The sequence below is a fragment of the Brevibacillus fortis genome (genome assembly GCF_003013395.1).
GTDB lineage: Bacteria > Bacillota > Bacilli > Brevibacillales > Brevibacillaceae > Brevibacillus > Brevibacillus fortis.
In genome coordinates, this window is record NZ_PXZM01000019.1 from 21,312 (window position 1) to 39,775 (window position 18,464).

The window sequence follows — 18,464 nt, forward strand, 5'->3', positions numbered from 1 at the left end:
TATGGTAAAAATTTCAAAGGATCTGATCACATGGAATTAGATCATTCTTTTCGAAAAAAGATTGTACCGATACCATACTGGAAATTGACAACTGTCTTCATCCTATTCATTGCCTCGTTTATTATCTGGTATGTATGGGAAGATCAAAATCGCCTCTATACTGAAAATCTGTACATGAAACGATCGATTTTTACAGGAATGATGTATCAAGTGGAATTTCTCAAGGAGCCCCACGGAAACGAAATAGAACTGTACAGCTTTGTAACCCCAAATGCGTGGGTAGATCGCCAGCAAATGAATAAAGACAATCAACTGGAGTTTTCATTGCTGGAGAATAAAATCGATCTGCTCATTCGAGAAGAGCGAAATGTCATCTTTTATTCCCTAATGTTGTTGTACACACTCGCCGTTTGGTATTTACTGCGAAATCTTCTTAGTGACAGTGCCCTTCCTATTTTCGTATTTCTTGCATGTGTTTTCTTCAGCTTTTCTCTCTGGCGTTCTTGGTTCAAAATACAGGAGTTACTCGAAGACAGCGCTTATTATATGAGCAGATTGTAAAAGGGGACGCTATCCATCGCGTCCCCCTTTGTTATTCATTCGATGCCTTCGCCTCAGATGTTACCTCAATCCCATTTCTACGAAACAGCGCTGCCGTCAGCCCGACACCCGTCACTTTTTTCCCGGAAAAGCTGCCATCGTAAACAAAGGAGCTTCCACAGGACGGGCTGTTCTCTTTTAAGATGGCGGATGAGGCTCCAACCGTTTTCGCCAGCTTCAGCGCTTGGTTCGCCCCCATCAAAAATTCCTCGGTAACGTCTCGGCCTGTGTTGTCTATGATACGTGCTTTGCCATCCAGAACATCTTCTCCCGTACCCCCGATGATTTCTGCTGGCGGTCGTGGTGTTGGCAAACCTCCCAGCTGTTCAGGACAGACAGGGATAGCCTTTCCTTCCCGGAGCAATTGCTCCAGCTCTTGGTCCAAGCATGACTTCTGATCGTAACGGCATTCACAGCCGATCAAACAGGCACTGATCACTTTCATGACAACCGTCCCCCACCTTTTATCTATAGCTTACGCAGCTTCACGCTTTGCACCCTATGATCCTGCCCCTTGTCCAAAATCAATTGAGCGCGAACACGCGTCGGCAAAATGTTTTGGCGCAGGTTAGCTCCATTAATCTCCGTCCAGATGCCGGTGGCTACCTCAGTCGCCTCCTCGTCAGACAGACTCGCGTATCGCTTGAAATACGAGGATGGATCGGAGAACGCAGTCTGGCGCAGCAGCTTGAACCGCTCTACATACCATTGCAGGATGTGCTTCTCTTCCGCGTGAACATAAATCGTGAAGTCAAAGAAATCGGAAACAATGACCTCAGAGATACGCGTATCGTTTTCGTCACCTCTAGGTGGTTGTAGCACATTCAAGCCTTCCACAATTAATATGTCAGGCTGTCTGACGGTCTGCCATTCATCTGGCACGATGTCATACACCAGGTGGGAATAAACTGGCGCTTTCACTTCAGGCAAACCCGATTTTACATCGGATAAAAAATTGATAAAACGACGCAAATCATAGCTTTCCGGGAATCCTTTGCGCTTCATGATTCCCCTATCTTCTAGAACCTTGTTCGGATACAGGAATCCATCTGTCGTAACCAAATCGACCTTCGGATGATTCGGCCAGCGGGACAACAGCGTCTGCAAAATGCGAGCCGTTGTGCTTTTGCCTACAGCCACACTGCCTGCGATGCCGATAATGAATGGCACCTTACCATCCTGGTTCCCTAAAAAAGTGTGAGTCGCCTGGTACAGCTCCTGCGTGCCCCCGACATACAAATTTAGCAGACGGGACAATGGCAGGTAAATGTCGGCGACTTCTGTCATGGACATTTTTTCGTTCAAGCCCTGCAAAAGGGAAAGCTCGTTATCAGATATAGTCAGCGGCGTGGAAGCCCGCAGAGCGCTCCACTGCTCGCGATTAAATGTAACATAGGGTGATGCCATGGGAATGTACATCCTTTCCATCATGAAAGTGCTTTCTTTATTTCATCACAAAATTAGTTTACACCAGCATGTCTTTCTTGGGAACAAGGGTGTTGTCCCAAATCAGACCAGCCCTGCACTTTGCCTTCATGAACACATAAGAAAAAAGCCGATACCCCATGGCATCAGCTTTGCTTGTAAAAGAATTTCTCGTTATTTACCTAAGTGAGCTTGCAGCATCCACACATGCTTTTGCAAGCTGTCCATAATCCCTAAAAACATGTCACCAGTCGCTTCATCGTCCCCTGCTTCTGCGGCTGTAATCCCGTCTTGCAGCTCTTTGATCAGGAGTGTAAAATCGCTCACGACTGCCTCTACCATCTGATCCGCGGATTCTCCACCTGTCGCTTCCTTAATGGAAGCCTGCTCCATACAGGCCTTCAACGTCGAAACAGGCTTGCCCCCAACCGTTAACAGCCGCTCCGCCAGCTCATCCACATTTTTGGCTGCCTCGTTATATAGCTCCTCAAATTTTTCATGCAGAGTAAAGAAGTTCGGGCCTTTGACAAACCAATGATAGTGATGCAGCTTCATATACAGCACAGACCAGTTGGCAACCTGTTTATTAAGTACGTCGGTCACGGGCCGACTCATTGTCATACTCATCCCGCTCCACCTCTCATCGTATAGATATAGCGTTTGTAGTATGTGGTGAATGGGGCGTTCCTATTCTTTTCATTTGTGTTTGCTCTTCGAAACGAAGCTCGACGCAAATCTGATCCAGATAAGTCAGCATAACAAAGATTGGCATCATCAAAAGATAAACTTTCTCACACCCTGAAAATATATAAAAAAGCTCATTCCTTCTACTCTGGTCAGAGGGAACAAGCCTTATTTGCTTACTATCCTGTTACAAATTTTTCTGAGTTGGGCTTGGCAAACTTTCAAACACATACCCATTAATCCCGGCAAAATCCATCTTTTTACGCAACTCAGTGACAACCTGCGTAAAATAGAGCCCACGATCCATGCTGCCAGCATATTTTCTCAAGTCGTAATCGTAGGAAAATGAATCGTATAGGTGATGTAAATCGTCTACAAGGACTTTTTTCATATCCTCTTTTTTAATGGCTGGATCGATGCTGCATTCGTTGACGAGGGCTTGTAATGTTTCCTGAAGGGCTTCATTGTCATAGGACGTGTGTGATAACAGAAACTTTAAATCATACAGATCTTTAAACCGCGGTCGCACAATGGTTTGATGAAGTTTCCAAGCAATCTGGATGGAAAGCGGTACCGTATACGGAACCAGGAAGCTGTCTCCAAAGAATGGGCGATACTCTAGAGGAACTGGCTCTTTTTCCATTTCCAAGTTAAACGAAATATCCAGAGAAAGCTCGCTATACTGATCTGCGTCTCTTGTTTGACCTTTGAAATAATAGGCGATATCGGTATTTATCGTCGGAAAGTCATCTGCCATGGCATAGTCGATACATCGCCAAAATGCATTCTCCCGAAAACTTCTAAACACGATGCCGTCGTTCAAATCCAGTTCGGTCACCTGAATCATCCAATTGGTAAAGGTCTCGTGCGCATGTTCAACGTCTCTAATCTTCCCTACATACAACAGGTCGATATCATCCACGTCCCGAGTCTCTCGGTTGTCCAAATATTGTCTTGTTAGAAGGCTACCTTTTAATACAAAGGGCATATTCACTAGAGCAATTCTTCTCAACAGTGCTTCCAAAACAACAAGCTCTCTCGCCTCATATTCCAACTCTGCTACATCATCATACGTAATCATCATGACCCTCCATCTAACAATTAGGAAATCCAGCCGCTGTCCAGTTCTTCGCGGCTGTCATAAATGCATAGTTCATATTGTTCTTTGATTAATTCGATCTGATTTACTTGCAAAATAGAATGTATCTTTTCTACTCGATCGTAAAACTGTTTCGGGCTCTCATATTCTCGGACAGTGATAAATCTCACTTTTCCATTCGCATTCAAAGAGTTTCTAGAAATATGTCCGCCATCACCCTCACATAAATTTCGTAACGCGGCGACATCATCGACCTGTACTTTGCCATGCCATTCGAAGTAAGGCTTCGAGTTTATGATGGGCTGGTGAAAATACGTTTCTTCCTTTGGAGAAATCTCTACTTTTTTTCGGACGATGGCAAAACCGTTGTTTTGAAACGTAGCTGCAATCTTTTCCATCTCTTTATTCGCTTCATGAAAATCTGGTCGTTTGATTACTCCTGTTATCATTGGTTGATTAATGTAATTTCCCTGATCCAAGACGATCATGACCGGTTTCACTTGTTGCGATTGGCAGAGATCGATAAAAGCTTCCTTTTCATCAAGCTGTACATCGTTGAAGGTAACATGAAACTCAAATTCCATTACTTCACTCCCTGACTTTCCTTGTATTGCACAATCAATTTATTTCCTTTTCTTCCTATTTGTATCGACATATCTTTTCTATCTCTTAACCGTTTCGTTTATAAAATAAAAAAGTAGAGGTACGCTGAGAATATTCTCTCAACATATCTCTACTTCAAAAGAGTGCTAGTTGCTAACCATTTAGCTTGGTGGTTACTGAAAAGTCCAGAGAGTGTACTTTTATTGACCAATGCCCCAAGATTTCATCGAGTCTTACATCTTGAATCCTAACCTTTGAGCCTAAAGAGCTTTGACCCGTAAGTTTTGAAATCTGAACGTTAATCTTTGAGCTTTCATCCTCGTAATCGCCAAATAATTTGTAGGATGGCCTAGTTAACCCACTAGGCAAGGGACTCTCGTTTATCAGCTATTCAAATGACTAGCAAATCAAACTGTTAATCCACAAGATTGATTTTGGTCATCGTATTGGATTCACTTAAGATAAAATCGACTTCACACTCAAACTCATCGATTTCTTTACTAAGCGTATCCATTTTCTCTTTCAACTTCAAGGGGTCTACGAGCTTCGCTTCATTTTGCTCTTTAAACGGTTTGGAGATCGCTTCCATTTCCGTATCCTTTACCTTGGAGTCTTTGCCAAAGTTCGCTTCGAGCAGCCTTTCCAATCGCAGCTGTACTTCTTCATTTTTCTCTTCAACCTGCGTGACGGCGTGGTTGTAATCCCTTCTCATTTTCTCCAGCAGTAATTTCTCATATTGAATGGAAGTTTTTCGCTCGATTGCTTCTGCCACTGTCATTCTCTTCCCGCTAATCGTTACCATCGTCTTTGCGTTGGACTCGACGATCAGTGACTTAATTTTTTGTCTTCTTTTTATTAGATCAACAACGGATTGGTAGTTTCGCTCTGTCGTTTCCACATACAGTTCTGTTGACGTATAACCAGTTACTGGCTTAGGTCCAATTGCAGAAGACATGAAAGTCGTTTCATTGATTCCTTTTTGGATTCTTTTATCAAGTAATTTTAATTCTGAGAGTCCTCTTGTGATAGACATTTCCATCGTGTCATTCCTCCTCGTGGAGTTTTGATAGAAGAATTGTTTATGTATATAGGGATTACATTTGGTAGTTTAATATACAACTATATGTAAATAGCTGTCAAATTTTTTAGGGGATTGGTTTGAAAATTTCCGATTAAACTATCGTATCTAAATGATATGCAATTGGCTTCTGTTCAATTTTTTCTAATAACAAGGTTTTTCTTGTAATAACATCATCGAATTGTTCCAGTGACAGTTTTTCCTTTAGTTGTTGCATATCCAAACGATCCAATTCTTTTAAAAGGTACTCTTTGGATTTGTGAAATACCTCCGAATGGGTTAATAATATCTCTCCATATGCTATCATTACTATGGATTTTTCAAAGATACCAAGGTTCATCGTTGTTTCAAATTCACCAAGGGTCCTAGATAGCGCTTCAGTACTCCTCATGATTTCTGCTCTATATCCTTGGTACATTTCATTGAATGCCTCAAACAACTCCTCGTACTCCCAATACATATAAAATCCTCCATCTATTCTCATGCAAAAAGACTCATTCCCCCTCATCATTCAAGTTGGAATAAGCCTTTCGCAATTTATTAACAGTATCAAAGCTGCAAATATAGTCGATACAACATTCGGGCAGCTTCCCCGCGAGTGACAGCCTCGCCAGCTCTAATCTGTTTATCCGCAGGAACGTCGATCAAGCGCTGTTTCACAGCCAAAGCCATCGTTGGTCTTGCCCAATCAGATATCGTGTGTGGGTCTGTGAATTGACTCAAGTAGTCCTCCGTATTCGAAGGGTAAAAATAATTTTTCTTTTCATGTAATGATCTTGCACCAATCGCAGCCATTTCTTCACGGGATATCGTATGATCCGGCCTAAACGTGCCATCCGGATAACCTTTAACGATATCCTTTTTCTCGGATGAAGCGATAAATGGAACATGCCATTCCGGCGGGTTCACGTCTGAAAAGCTCTCCGTCGCCGTTTCATCCAAAGCGTAAAAAGCTCGTACAAGCATCGCCGTGAACTCTGCACGGGTAAGCGGTGAATCAGGCTCAAAGTTGCCATCTTCTTTCCCGGTTACAATTCCTTTCGATCCCAGATATTGTACGGCTTGCTGTAACTCAGGATCGCGATTGTCAACATCAGGGAACGTTTTTGCATTATCGTCCAAGAAATACGTTCCGGAACGGTTTATTTCGGCTTCCATGCCGTTATTGTACGGATTGAACTTGCCTCCGATAGGCTGCGTGATTTTCCCATTCGTATAGAACACGCTATTATGCGTCGCGTCCGCCTGATCTGCAGGCAAAATGATCCGTATGTTGCTTGATACATTCGAAAGCTCCTGCCCTTGTTCATCTGAAAATTGTACGCGATATTGACCGTTATTGTCTTCAACCAAGCGAATCACAATAACCGGGAGCGATTGGAACAGGCGATTTACGGTCGCAAGATTAATCATCAGCTTCGCATTCCCCGCATGAACGGTAAGATAGTCGATATCCTTACGATTGAGTAAGCTATCCTTATACAGTTTGACTGTAAAACCTTTTTGTTCAGGCAAAGACAAAATTTCTCCATTGACGACTAACTCTCTAGCAAGAGCAATCTTGCTTTCCGATAGCGTCTGCTCCACCGCAGTCTTAGCCTTCCGCGCATTGTCGGCTACGCGATCAATCAACTCGGGAGTGATGACGAGTTGGTCATTCACAAGCTCAGGCTTTTCGCTGCTTGCCGCTGTAATAACAAGCTCTCCTGCTTGTGTCAGTCCCTCCACGATAAACGGACGCTGTCTGTCAGCGACAGGTACCGATTGGACGGCCGTATAATATGTCTCGGACAACGTATTGCTGTCAACGACGTACAACAAAAAGGAAGCGGTCACGTCAGGAAAACCAGCTCTGCTTGCAGTTGCCCGAACAATGGTCTGCCCGGGCTTGTTAGCTTTTACGACCTGTGTACCATTCACATTCGATAGGGTTCCAATGCTCGGGTCGTCAATGGTGTAAGTCATCGTTGTCCCGGGAAGCAAATGATTTACCGCAATGGACTGTTTGCCGCCAGGTTGCAGCATCGTGATATATGGGTAAAGACTAATTTCCGGCGAAGTTCGTATCACAGTCGTGGTTGTTGTCCGAGAATGATCGTCCGTTGGTTTGTCTGCTTTCACTGGACGATTACGAGCTGCCGTTTCTTCCGTGAACACAACTAGCTTCGGCAAGGCAATCGAATCTGCCCAAGCCCACAAAGTCTGATCCTTTTTTAATACATAGTAATACCTTTTTTGTGGAGAAAAGTCTTCATGGTGTATGGAAGCGATGTCCGTAAGCTCTGGGAAAACTTTATCATTGTCCACTGACCAAAGCTGATCGTCCTCTCGGAAGGCATAAGCTTTGTCGATATTCCGCTCTTTCATGGAATCCAATTGGACCATCGTACGCGCGTCTTTTGCTGCATGCAAATACAAGGGATACTTTTTCGTGTCAGCGGTTGACCAAGACAAGACCGTGCCATCTTTCATATAGGCATAGCTGGTAGAAATGCCCGGCTCTATCTTGACGATATCAGCAAATCCGTTCATCTGCTCTGGACTATTATTTTTCGAGCGGTTATTCGGAAGGTACGAATTTGCCTTCCATCTCCAAACCGAACCGTCTGTTTTCACAGCGAATACGACGCCGTTAGCCATTTTTATGGATACGACATCATCTAGCAGCTTTGTTCGGACTGGAATGGTTGAGCCACCCTTCGTGGTGTTTATTTCACTTCCCAAACTCCATACAGAACCATCTGACTTTAATACGAACAAGACCTTGTAGGCACCGTTATAATGGGTGACTAGTGAAGTTACATTTTTCAAGTCTTTGATCTGCCTCGGAGCACTAGTAGGACTAGTGTCAAGAACAGTGCCGTGGTCCGCGTCCCAATACCACACAGTTCCATCTTTTTTTAGGGCAACGTAGTTAACGATATAGTTACCCCTCGCCGCTTATTCTTGACTGTCATCTCCTTCACATCCTGCAAGCCCGGAACTTGTACCATCTTGGCTTGATAGAATGGATCTGAAGAACTGAGAGGATAGCCATGGATGTACCAAGTCCATACGGTTCCATCTTTTTTCGACAGTAGCACATTATCGTTAAGGATATGGTAATCCTCCCCGATACGTGTATATTGCTGTTCGTAATCGACTCTTGTGTCGTTCCCTTTGGCTTGAACCGTATGAGATTGGGCCGTTAGGATTAACACAAAGCTTAACAATGCTGCCATCAATCGTTTCATTGTAGTCCTCCACCAATACTCTCCTTGATAGTCTCCTTGCTCTGTCTATCTAATTTCCATAATTTGCACCACGCTTTATATTAACAGAACAAGAAATATTTACAATGAACTAGCTATTTTTGGCAGAATGCATCCTCCGCATGAAAACGATAGGAAAAGCAAAAAGCCAGGGCCTACTCTCCCTGGCTATCCTACGTTACAGAAGTCCTTCCTTTTTCCCTTTTTGTAGCGCTTCATCCCGATTCCGCACACCGAGCTTGTCATACAGAGCAGACGCATAGTTACGCACTGTCCCGTCTGACAAATACAGCTTGGAAGCGATCGTTTTATAACGCATGCCTTGGGAAAGCATCTGCAAAATCTCCCGCTCCCGCTTCGTTAACCCATAAGAATTCTCGTCTTTTTCGCTTATATTCGGTGCATCGAGCAATTCTTCCTGTTCGTTTGCTGACTGTGCATCCAGCATTTTATGAAGCAGGTCCTGTGCAATCATCGTACCGCCGCGATGGACGAGGCGAATCGTTTCCGCAAGCTCGCGTGATTCAATCGATTTCAAGAGATAGCCGTCTGCACCACTGCGCATGATTTCCTTGGCTTTTTCAGTATCTTGAAACGTAGACAGGACAAGGACACGAATACCGGGCCATTTTTCCTTTATTCGTTTTGTCGCAGCGATCCCGTCCATATTCGGCATCTCCAAGTCCATCAGCACTAGGTCTGGTTCTAGCTCCTCGCACAGCTCCACAGCCTGCGCCCCATCCTCGGCCATCCCGACTACCCGCAGGTCTCGCTGTCCCTCGAGTATGGTGCGCAAGCTTTCCCGGATAAACGAGTGATCGTCTACGATAAACAAACGAATGATTTCATCCGCGCTCTCTACCAGCCTCGGCACAAAACAAGTAATGATCGTTCCTTCTCCCCGCTCTGAGTATACGGATACTCTTCCTTGCAAATGAGCTGCCCGCTCTTTCATCGTCGTGATCCCGAAACCATCCTTCCAATTTTCCATTCCGTGACCGTTATCCTGTACTTCCAGCCTCGTCTGTTGCGGCTCAAAATACAGGGAAACGACGATGTCCGTAGCCTGTCCGTGGCGTACCGCATTCGTCAAAGATTCCTGTAAGCAGCGAAACAAGGTCATTTTCACCTGCTTACCAACAGGATACTCTTCCCCGATCGCACGAAACCGTACATTCACCTTCGCATGTGTCTGAAACTCCTCCCCAAGCTGCCTAAGCGAATGAACTAAGGGAAGCGTATCTTGCGGTGACCCCATCTGATGCAAGTAGCCCCTCACTTCCTTCATGCCTTTTCGCGCAAGCTGCAAGAGGGAGTCGAGCTTTTCCGTCCCTTCCTGCGACGCCACATCCGGACGCAAGGTTTCCAGCCCCATGATGATCGAGACATAGGAATGCCCCATCGTATCATGCAGGTCCTTGGAGAGTCGATCCCGCTCCTCCAGCAGTGTCACTCTCTCGATTTGGGTGAGATACTGCTCCAGCACACTGTTTTGCTTGCGAATAATTTCATTTTGCCGATGATTGACGATGAGCAAATGAAAGGCAAACCCCAACACATAGGCAAGCCCGATTTGCGGAAAAATCTCGAACACATCAATTTCCCGCGAAAAAAGCACAATCAGCAGTGGAAGGAAAACAATCGTAATGGGAGCCGACCAGCGATACGATTTCTCCGCACTATTGGCGGCAATCAAAAAAGCTGGCGTCAATAAAGTAAGGTACGCCTCCGGAAACATCGACGTGAGATAAAGGGATAATCCGCCAAACAAGAGCATTTCTGCAATCAGATAGTAACGATAGCTCAGCATTAAACAAATCCACGGGACGGAAAATACGATAATTTCCCAAAAAACAACAACCCATAAAGGCAGAGTGAGGTAATCTTCCATTTGTATAGTCGTTGCGGTGATTGAAAAGCAACTGATCAGACGTATAAAAAGCATCACCCAGTCATACCAGGCCCATTGTTTTACAATATCTAACAAACTATCATCCCCTAATCGCTTTGAACATCAAGCGCGTGTACCCACCAATTAAATGTACCAGTCCGTTCCCGAACTTGGAGCACCCGATCATGAGTATGAATCCTAAACTCATAATTTGCAATGCCTTCAGCTCTGAATCCACTACGCTCCCGAAAAAATGTAGCTCCACGAAAGGATACAGCAACGGTACGAACGCAAGACATACGGGTCCAATGTAGATGAGTACTCCGATCACCAGGCAAATACAGCCTAGGACGAATTTTTGCATCAGCCAATAAACGGATAGCCAGTTTCTTACATCCAGTAGTTCCGCCTTTGCCTGCATCCATTGATTTCCCTCTGCTCTTTGTCTCATTGTCAACGGTTCTATGGAAATATCGGTATAAATTTTCGTCTGAATACGTTCATGCTGGACAAAGGTTTGGGTTGTACGCAACACATTGGTGAGCAATGGAATTCCCACTACGGTAAATGACAAGGCCAAGCCAAGCACGATACTGACCAAGTAAAAGCATAAATAAAATACCCCCGAGACAAATGTATACAGCAAAAAGATAACATTTTGAACGTTACGCATGATCGCTCTTTTCATCTAAGCAAACTCTCTCCTATCTTTACCTTTTCCGACACGATGATGACGGTCTGCCCTTACCGTAATCCGCTGCGCGTCACATGAGCCAGTACCAAAATGTCATAAAACTGGCTAAGTCATGTCACTTCATAGAAAGACTACAGCTATTTTGCAAATGGCAAAAGTGATGACAGAAAGTAACTACCGAGCATGACGCGAGCTTTGCCATACTGTGCTCAAGCGCTCATTCTCGGAATCGGTGCGCCAAAACGTGTTATCAAAAACAAAAAGGAGAACCGTATATGAAAAAAGCTATTCAAAAAATGAGTCTTACTGTTTTTCTTCTCTCCACGACCTTGATCACCACATGCATACAGCCGCTCAGTGCCATGGAATCAAATCAGACTGCTTCCAGCATTAAAGGACCGGTGGATGCCAAAGAAGTAGAAGCGTTTGCCGATCCATTGTTTGCAGATAAAATGAAACAATTTAATGTGAATGGCTCCAGCTTTGTTGTCGTTCGTGATGGCAAGGTCATCGTGAACAAAGGCTACGGCTTCGCTAACAAGGAAAAGAAAATCCCTGTTGATAAAGATACGGTGTTCCAAATTGCCTCTGTATCGAAAACCTTTACCGCCTTGGCTGCCATGCAGCAAGTAGATGCGGGTAATATTGACCTGCATGGCAATGTAGAGGAATATCTCGGTGGGCTAAAAATTCCTAATAAGACAGGAAAACCGGTCACCATGTATGACTTGCTTACCTACACAAGTGGCATCGATTTGCCTGATGGCATAGCCATTACCGGTGCACAATACATTGATCAGGACATCTCGATGGATGAATACCTTCCAAAGCATATGCCGACCGTCATCCGACCACCAGGCGAGGCCTATACCTATGATAATTCTGGATTCTTACTTGCTGGTTACGCCGTGGAAAATGCAAGTGGAATCCCCTTTGCCGAGTATATGGATGAAAAAGTGTTCAAGCCTCTCGGAATGACCTCAAGCAGTGTACGTTTCAAGCCTGAGCTCATGAAGCGAATGGCTGCCAATTACGTCGGTCGTAAAGGAGAGCTTCGTCCTCCAGAAGGGCGCACTCCAACTGATGGTCCACAGGGAAGCATTCTATCAACAGGCGAAGACATGGCCAAGTATATGATCATGCAGCTGCAAAACGGAAAATTTGACGGCAAGGAAATCGTCAGCGAAAAAAGCATGGACTTGATGCATACGTACCAGATTTTCGCGGATAAGGACCTCCCGATCACAACCGTAGGCTTTGAAGGCTATTTTCCAGAGCTTGCAAATGGTCAACACGTTGTTTTGAAGGGTGGAAACATGCCTGGCCATTCTTCCCTGATGGTATTGGTCCCAGAACAAAAAACCGGCTTTTTTATGTCCTACAACAATGATTCGTTATTAAGCTCCGAAATTTACAAAGAATTCATGGATCATTACTTCCCAGCGATAAAAGAAAAAGCAGAGCCTGCTTACTTGCCCTTGAGTGAAAAGGATGCGCAAAAATATTTCGGGCTCTATCAAAATACGCGTGTCTATTTTGTCCGCACTTCTATTACCTACGAGAATGGCTCACTCGTGCTTGAGAATGAGATAACCGGAAAACAAAAGCTGCGAATGATTCATCCATTGCTGTTTGTAGATGAGGAAGGCAATAAAATCGCGTTCAAGGAAGACAAAAACGGTAACATCAAATACTTCTATTATGCAACGCCAAAAGGAGCTTTACTCGTTGCCGATTCGCAAAAAATGGAAATGAAACAGACCTACTCAGACGTCTCTAACACTAGTAGCTATAAGACCTATATCAACAACCTCAGCGCTCTTTCCATTATGGGAGCAAAAACAGGAAATAAATTTGATCCTACAGGGACCATGACACAAGGCGAATTTACTGACGCCCTGATCAAAGCACAAGGCATGTACGTATTTGCCGGGAGTGAAGACGGGATTAGACAGCAATTGGCCGCGGGCATCCCTAATTTGAATCCATCTGCACCAATCACCAGACAAGTCGCTGCTGTCATGATCCAAAATTTGAAGCAGCTTGAACCAGTGGCAACCACAAAAACGAAGCTGCAAGATACAGCCGATGCATGGGCAAAAGATGCGATCACTGCACTTGTTTCACAAGGCATCGTTGATCCTGATACGAAAGTAAGCGCAGATGGCTCTTTCACATTCCGCGCAAAAGATTTACTGAAGCGTCAAGAAGCAAGTGCCTTGCTTGATTTAGCGTTTGGCTACTATTCGCTGCCGATTAAACGAAACTAACTCCTCTCCTATCTGAGCCAGTGCCAAAACGTCATATGACAGGTCAAGTCATATCATTTCATCACAGAGACAGCAGCTATTTTGTATATCGGAAAAATGATGACAGGAAGTAACTACCGAGTATGACACGAGCTTTGCCATACTGTGCTCAAGCGCTCATTCTCGGAGTCGGTGCGTCAAAACGTGTTGCCACAACAAAAAGGAGAATCCCATATGAAAAAAGTGATACAAAAAATGAGTCTCGTCGTTTTTCTTCTCTCCACGACCTTGATTTCCGCATGCACGCAGTCGCTCGGTGCTGTGGAATCCAATCAGACTGCTTCCATTGCTGCCCAAGGACCGCTGGATGCCAAAGAAATAGAAGCGTTTGCCGATCCATTGTTTGCAGATAAAATGAAAGAATTTAATGTGACTGGTTCCAGCTTTGTTGTCGTCCGTGATGGCAAGGTCATCGTGAACAAAGGCTACGGCTTTGCTGACAAGGAAAAGAAAACCCCTGTTGATAAAGACACGGTGTTTCAAATTGCCTCTGTATCGAAAACCTTTACCGCCTTGGCTGCCATGCAGCAAGTAGATGCCGGCAAAATTGACCTGCATGGCAATGTAGAGGAATATCTCGGTGGGCTAAAGATTCCTAATAAGACAGGAAAACCGGTCTCCATGTACGACTTGCTCACCTACTCAACTGGCTTCGAATTGCCTGACGAAACTACCTTTACCGGTCCACAATACATTGGGCAGGACATCTCTATGGATGAATTCCTTCCAAAGCACATGCCGACCGTCATCCGACCGCCTGGCGAAGCCTATACGTATGATAATACAGGATTCTTACTCGCTGGCTACGCCGTGGAAAAAGCAAGTGGAATCCCCTATGCCCAGTATATGGATGAAAAAGTGTTCAAGCCTCTCGGAATGACCTCGACCAGTGTACGCTTCAAGCCTGAGCTCATGAAGCGAATGGCTGCCCATTACGATCTGAATGGCGAGCCACGTCCGGCAGAAGGACACGCTCCAACTGATGGTCCGCAGGGAAGCATTCTATCAACAGCAGAAGACATGGCAAAGTACATGATCATGCAGCTGCAAAACGGAAAATTTGACGGCAAGGAAATCGTCAGCGAAAAAAGCATGGACTTGATGCATTCTTTCCAGATTTTCGCAGAAAAGGACATCCCAATCACTACCGCAGGCTTTGAAAACTATTTTCCAGAGTTTGCAAATGGTCAGCACGTTGTTTTGAAGGGCGGAAACATGCCAGGCCATTCTTCCCTAATGGTATTGATTCCGGAACAAAAAACCGGCTTTTTCATGTCCTACAACAATGACACAATGTTTAGCGCTGATATTTACAAAGAATTCATGGATCATTATTTCCCGGAAAAAGTAAAAGCAAAAGCAGATCCAGAGTCTGATTACTTGCCCTTGAGTGAAGGGGATGCGCAAAAATATTTCGGGCTGTATCAAAATACGCGTTTCTATTGGACACGCACTTCTATTACCTATGAGAATGGATCACTCGTGCTTGAGGGTGAGGCAACCGGAAAACAAAAGCTGCGTATGATTCACCCATTGCTATTTGTAGATGAGGAAGGCGAAAAAATCGCGTTCAAGAAAGACCAAAACGGTAACATCAAATACTTCTATTATACAACGGCAAAAGGCGCTAGCCTTGCTGCCGATTCACAAAAAATGGAAATTAACAATACCTATTCAGACGTCCCTAACACCAGCAGCTATAAGACCCATATCAACAACCTCAGCGCCTTTTCCATTATGGGAGCGAAAACAGGAAGTAAATTTGATCCTACAGGGACCATGACACAAGGCGAATTTGCTGACGCCCTGATCAAAGCACAAGGCATGTACGTAATGGCCGGGAGTGAAGACGGGATTAGACAGCAAATGGTTGCTGGCATCCCTAATTTGAACCCATCGGCACCAATCACAAGACAAGTCGCTGCTGCCATGATCCAAAATTTAAAGCAGCTTGAACCTGTTGCAACCAGCAAAGTGACGCTGCAAGATACAGCCGATGCATGGGCAAAAGATGCGATCACTGCACTTGTTTCACAAGGCGTCGTGGATCCTGATACGAAGGTAAGCGCAGATGGCTCTTTCACATTCCGCTCAAAAGATTTACTGAAGCGTCAAGAAGCAAGTGCCTTGCTTGATTTAGCATTTGGTTACTATTCTCTGCCGATTAAACGATAAGAATCTTTTTTCCTCTTTTTGGGATAAAGTAGGGATTGTTGTATACCCTACTCCTTTGAGGGAGGTGACTGGTCGTGGAAAATAGCGATAAACACAAGGGACAAGCTGAGCAAAAAGATTCAAGTGACTTGAATGAGAAGGAAATCGAGCTTCAGCATCAATATCAAATGTTCCCTACCCCGGATGAAAAACGTGCTTCAAAAGTAATTACTGAGCTGAAAGATTAATAGCTACTCTCCCCCACTTTAAGGCTGTCGAGAAACTCGGCAGCCTTTTTCATTTGCTACGTAATCCGCTGAGCATGCCATGAGCGCGTGCAAAAATGTCATATGACAGAAAGCAACTACCGAACATGACACGAACTTTGCGATACTGTGCTCAAGCGCTCACTCTCGGAGTCGGTGCCCCAACACGAATTAACATAAAACAAAAGGGGAATCTCACATGAAAAAGGTTTTTCAAAAAATGAGTCTCACAGTTTTTCTTCTCTCCACGACCTTGATTGCCGTATGCACGCAGCCGCTCGGTGCAATGGAAATAAATCAGACTGCTTCCATCGCTGCCACCAACATAAAAGGACCGCTGGATGCCAAAGAAGTAGAAGCGTTTGCCGATCCACTGTTTGCAGATAAAATGAAAAAATTCAATGTGAATGGTTCCAACTTTGTTGTCGTCCACGATGGCAAGGTTATCGTGAACAAAGGATACGGCTTCGCTGACAAGGAAAAGAAAATTCCTGTTGATAAAGACACGGTGTTCCAAATTGGCTCTGTAACGAAAACCTTTACCGCCATGGCCGTCTTGCAGCAAGTCGATGAGGGCAAAATAGACCTGCATCATAATGTAGAGGAATATCTCGGTGGGCTAAAAATTCCTAATAAGACAGGAAAACCGCTCACCATGTACGACATGCTTACCTACTCAAGCGGCTTCGATATGCCTGACATCACTACCTTTCTCGGTCCACAATACATCGAGCAGGACATGTCTATGGATGAATTCGTTTCAAAGAATAATATGCCGACCGTCATCCGACCACCTGGCGAAGTCTATACGTATGATAATACTGGATTCTTACTCGCTGGCTACGCCGTGGAAAAAGCAAGTGGAATCCCCTTTGACGAATATATGGATGAAAAAGTGTTCAAGCCTCTCGGAATGTCCTCGAGTAGCGTACGCTTGAAGCCTGCGCTCTTGAAGAGAATGGCTGCCCATTACCGACCTAATGGCGAGCCACATCCGGCAGAAGGATTCATTCCAACTGGTGCTCCGCAGGGAAGCATTCTATCAACGGGAGAAGACATGGCCAATTACTTGATCATGCAGCTGCAAAACGGAAAATTTGATGGCAAGGAAATCGTCAGCCAGAAAAGCATTGACTTGATGCATTCTTACCAGATTTTCGCGGAAAAGGACATGCCGGTCACGACAGTAGGCTTTGAAAACCTTTATAGAGAGCTGGCAAATGGTCAGCACGTTGTTTTCAAGGGTGGAAACATACCTGGCCATGCTTCCATGATCGTATTGATCCCTGAACAAAAAACCGCCTTTTATATGTCCTACAACAATGATTCGGACATGAGAGCCGATATTTTCAAAGAATTCATGGATCATTATTTCCCGGAAAAAGAAAAAGCAGAGCCTGCTTACTTGCCCTTGAGCGAAAAGGATGCACAAAAATATATCGGGCTGTACCAAAATACACGTGGCTATTGGGGCCGCACTTCTATTGCCTACGAGAATGGCTCACTCATGCTGGAAGATGCTACAAGTGGAAAACAAAAGCTACGCATGATTCATCCACTGCTGTTTGTAGATGATGAAGGCAATAAAATCGCGTTCAAGGAAGAGAAAAACGGTAACATCAAATACTTTTATTATGCAACGCCAAATAACGTCACACATGCCGTTGCCCACTCACAAAAAATGGATAGGAAAGAGACTTACTCAGACGTTTCTAACACCAGTAGCTATAAGACCTATATCAACAATCTCAGCGCTCTTTCCATTATGGGGGCAAAAACAGGAAGTCAATTTGATCCTACAGGGACCATGACACAAGGCGAATTTATTGACGCCCTGATCAAAGCACATGGCTGGTACGGATTTCCCGGGGATGAAGCCCTCAATAGACAGCAATTGGCCGCGCGCGTCCCTGATTTGAACCCTTCGGCACCTATCACAAGACAAGCCGCTGCTGTCATGATCCAAACTTTGAAGCAGCTTGAACCGGAGGCAACCAACAAAGTGAAGCTGCAAGACACAGCCGATGCATGGGCAACAGATGCGATCACTACTCTTGCTTCACAAGGCATCGTCGATCCGGATACGAAAGTAAGCGCAGATGGCTCTTTCACATTCCGCGCAAAAGATTTGCTGAAGCGTCAAGAAGCAAGTGCCTTGCTTGATTTAGCGTTCGGTTACTATTCTTTGCCGATTGAGCGGTAAGCTTTTGGGATAAAGTAGGTAACTTCTCCCTTGAAGGAAGTGACTATTCGTGAAAAATAGCGATAAACACAAGGGACAAGCGGAGCATAAAGAGTCAAATGAATGGGATTGAGAAGGAAACGAGCTTTAGCATGAATATCAAATGTTAGTGATTACCGAGTTGAAAGATTAATAGCTGCGAAGAAAAGGAGTCTGTAAAATATTCTG

The 18,464-nt window shown here is 44.6% G+C and carries 16 protein-coding genes and 1 pseudogene; 5 read left to right on the forward strand and 12 right to left on the reverse strand.

The genetic code is table 11. The features are described from left to right. Window positions 1-30: 30 nt before the first annotated feature. Window positions 31-561 (forward strand): hypothetical protein, encoded by a 531-nt coding sequence (locus C7R93_RS12545; protein ID WP_146142427.1) that lies wholly within the window; start codon window positions 31-33, stop codon window positions 559-561. A gap of 31 nt (window positions 562-592) precedes the next feature. Here C7R93_RS12545 and C7R93_RS12550 read toward each other — a convergent pair whose 3' ends face one another. From C7R93_RS12550 to C7R93_RS12600, 12 genes and pseudogenes are all read right to left on the reverse strand, one after another. Further along, the gene (locus tag C7R93_RS12550) at window positions 593-1,045 is read right to left on the reverse strand and encodes a 2-thiouracil desulfurase family protein (RefSeq protein WP_106839126.1); all 453 of its coding nucleotides are present in this window, start codon (window positions 1,043-1,045) and stop codon (window positions 593-595) included. Between the two features lie 23 nt (window positions 1,046-1,068). After that, window positions 1,069-2,007, reverse strand: a complete 939-nt coding sequence (coaA, locus tag C7R93_RS12555; RefSeq protein WP_244191525.1) for a type I pantothenate kinase — start codon at window positions 2,005-2,007, stop codon at window positions 1,069-1,071. A gap of 192 nt (window positions 2,008-2,199) precedes the next feature. Continuing rightward, on the reverse strand, window positions 2,200-2,652 hold the full coding sequence (locus C7R93_RS12560) for a Dps family protein (RefSeq protein ID WP_106839128.1): 453 nt from the start codon (window positions 2,650-2,652) through the stop codon (window positions 2,200-2,202). After that, a pseudogene (locus C7R93_RS31135) lies at window positions 2,649-2,795 on the reverse strand (pentapeptide repeat-containing protein); the annotation flags it as partial. The gene C7R93_RS12560 and the pseudogene C7R93_RS31135, both read right to left, overlap by 4 nt. Window positions 2,796-2,896: 101 nt before the next feature. Beyond that, window positions 2,897-3,790 carry a nucleotidyl transferase AbiEii/AbiGii toxin family protein gene (locus C7R93_RS12570; RefSeq protein ID WP_106839130.1) on the reverse strand — a complete coding sequence of 298 codons (894 nt, stop codon included), beginning with the start codon at window positions 3,788-3,790 and terminating at the stop codon, window positions 2,897-2,899. 20 nt (window positions 3,791-3,810) lie between these two features. Then, window positions 3,811-4,392 carry a hypothetical protein gene (locus C7R93_RS12575; RefSeq protein ID WP_106839131.1) on the reverse strand — a complete coding sequence of 194 codons (582 nt, stop codon included), beginning with the start codon at window positions 4,390-4,392 and terminating at the stop codon, window positions 3,811-3,813. Window positions 4,393-4,826: 434 nt separating this feature from the next. Continuing rightward, the gene (locus C7R93_RS12580; RefSeq protein ID WP_106839132.1) at window positions 4,827-5,450 is read right to left on the reverse strand and encodes a hypothetical protein; all 624 of its coding nucleotides are present in this window, start codon (window positions 5,448-5,450) and stop codon (window positions 4,827-4,829) included. A 133-nt stretch (window positions 5,451-5,583) separates the two neighbouring features. Beyond that, window positions 5,584-5,973, reverse strand: coding sequence for an Imm3 family immunity protein (locus C7R93_RS12585; protein ID WP_158264024.1), 390 nt, complete (start codon window positions 5,971-5,973; stop codon window positions 5,584-5,586). A gap of 65 nt (window positions 5,974-6,038) precedes the next feature. Next, a complete protein-coding gene (locus tag C7R93_RS12590) occupies window positions 6,039-8,300 on the reverse strand; it encodes an S-layer homology domain-containing protein (protein WP_244191526.1) in 2,262 nt (753 codons plus the stop codon). An 89-nt stretch (window positions 8,301-8,389) separates the two neighbouring features. Beyond that, a complete protein-coding gene (locus C7R93_RS30630) occupies window positions 8,390-8,722 on the reverse strand; it encodes a hypothetical protein (RefSeq protein WP_244191527.1) in 333 nt (110 codons plus the stop codon). Between the two features lie 196 nt (window positions 8,723-8,918). Next, on the reverse strand, window positions 8,919-10,727 hold the full coding sequence (locus tag C7R93_RS12595) for a helix-turn-helix transcriptional regulator (protein ID WP_106839134.1): 1,809 nt from the start codon (window positions 10,725-10,727) through the stop codon (window positions 8,919-8,921). 4 nt (window positions 10,728-10,731) lie between these two features. Continuing rightward, window positions 10,732-11,319, reverse strand: a complete 588-nt coding sequence (locus C7R93_RS12600) for a sensor domain-containing protein (RefSeq protein ID WP_106839135.1) — start codon at window positions 11,317-11,319, stop codon at window positions 10,732-10,734. A gap of 281 nt (window positions 11,320-11,600) precedes the next feature. On the opposite strand from C7R93_RS12600, the gene C7R93_RS12605 reads away from it, so the two are divergent. The 4 genes from C7R93_RS12605 to C7R93_RS12615 all read left to right on the forward strand — a co-directional run bounded on the left by C7R93_RS12605 (window position 11,601) and on the right by C7R93_RS12615 (window position 18,257). Then, window positions 11,601-13,595: a serine hydrolase domain-containing protein gene (locus C7R93_RS12605; protein ID WP_106839136.1), complete on the forward strand. Its 1,995-nt coding sequence runs from the start codon at window positions 11,601-11,603 to the stop codon at window positions 13,593-13,595. A gap of 213 nt (window positions 13,596-13,808) precedes the next feature. Beyond that, complete coding sequence (locus tag C7R93_RS12610; protein ID WP_106839137.1) at window positions 13,809-15,809, forward strand: serine hydrolase domain-containing protein; 2,001 nt, start codon at window positions 13,809-13,811, stop codon at window positions 15,807-15,809. Window positions 15,810-15,883: 74 nt separating this feature from the next. Beyond that, the gene (locus tag C7R93_RS30265) at window positions 15,884-16,036 is read left to right on the forward strand and encodes a hypothetical protein (RefSeq protein ID WP_167402461.1); all 153 of its coding nucleotides are present in this window, start codon (window positions 15,884-15,886) and stop codon (window positions 16,034-16,036) included. 217 nt (window positions 16,037-16,253) lie between these two features. Further along, a complete protein-coding gene (locus C7R93_RS12615; protein ID WP_106839138.1) occupies window positions 16,254-18,257 on the forward strand; it encodes a serine hydrolase domain-containing protein in 2,004 nt (667 codons plus the stop codon). Window positions 18,258-18,464 lie beyond the last annotated feature (207 nt).

Excerpts from the sequence above, each read along its gene's own strand:
- C7R93_RS12545 (WP_146142427.1), top strand. The coding sequence starts at position 31 with ATGGAATTAGATCATTCTTTTCGAAAAAAGATTGTACCGATACCATAC.
- C7R93_RS12550 (WP_106839126.1), bottom strand. The coding sequence starts at position 1,045 with ATGAAAGTGATCAGTGCCTGTTTGATCGGCTGTGAATGCCGTTACGAT.
- coaA (WP_244191525.1), bottom strand. The coding sequence starts at position 2,007 with ATGGCATCACCCTATGTTACATTTAATCGCGAGCAGTGGAGCGCTCTG.
- C7R93_RS12560 (WP_106839128.1), bottom strand. The coding sequence starts at position 2,652 with ATGAGTATGACAATGAGTCGGCCCGTGACCGACGTACTTAATAAACAG.
- C7R93_RS12570 (WP_106839130.1), bottom strand. The coding sequence starts at position 3,790 with ATGATTACGTATGATGATGTAGCAGAGTTGGAATATGAGGCGAGAGAG.
- C7R93_RS12575 (WP_106839131.1), bottom strand. The coding sequence starts at position 4,392 with ATGGAATTTGAGTTTCATGTTACCTTCAACGATGTACAGCTTGATGAA.
- C7R93_RS12580 (WP_106839132.1), bottom strand. The coding sequence starts at position 5,450 with ATGGAAATGTCTATCACAAGAGGACTCTCAGAATTAAAATTACTTGAT.
- C7R93_RS12585 (WP_158264024.1), bottom strand. The coding sequence starts at position 5,973 with ATGAGAATAGATGGAGGATTTTATATGTATTGGGAGTACGAGGAGTTG.
- C7R93_RS30630 (WP_244191527.1), bottom strand. The coding sequence starts at position 8,722 with ATGAAACGATTGATGGCAGCATTGTTAAGCTTTGTGTTAATCCTAACG.
- C7R93_RS12600 (WP_106839135.1), bottom strand. The coding sequence starts at position 11,319 with ATGAAAAGAGCGATCATGCGTAACGTTCAAAATGTTATCTTTTTGCTG.
- C7R93_RS12605 (WP_106839136.1), top strand. The coding sequence starts at position 11,601 with ATGAAAAAAGCTATTCAAAAAATGAGTCTTACTGTTTTTCTTCTCTCC.
- C7R93_RS12610 (WP_106839137.1), top strand. The coding sequence starts at position 13,809 with ATGAAAAAAGTGATACAAAAAATGAGTCTCGTCGTTTTTCTTCTCTCC.
- C7R93_RS12615 (WP_106839138.1), top strand. The coding sequence starts at position 16,254 with ATGAAAAAGGTTTTTCAAAAAATGAGTCTCACAGTTTTTCTTCTCTCC.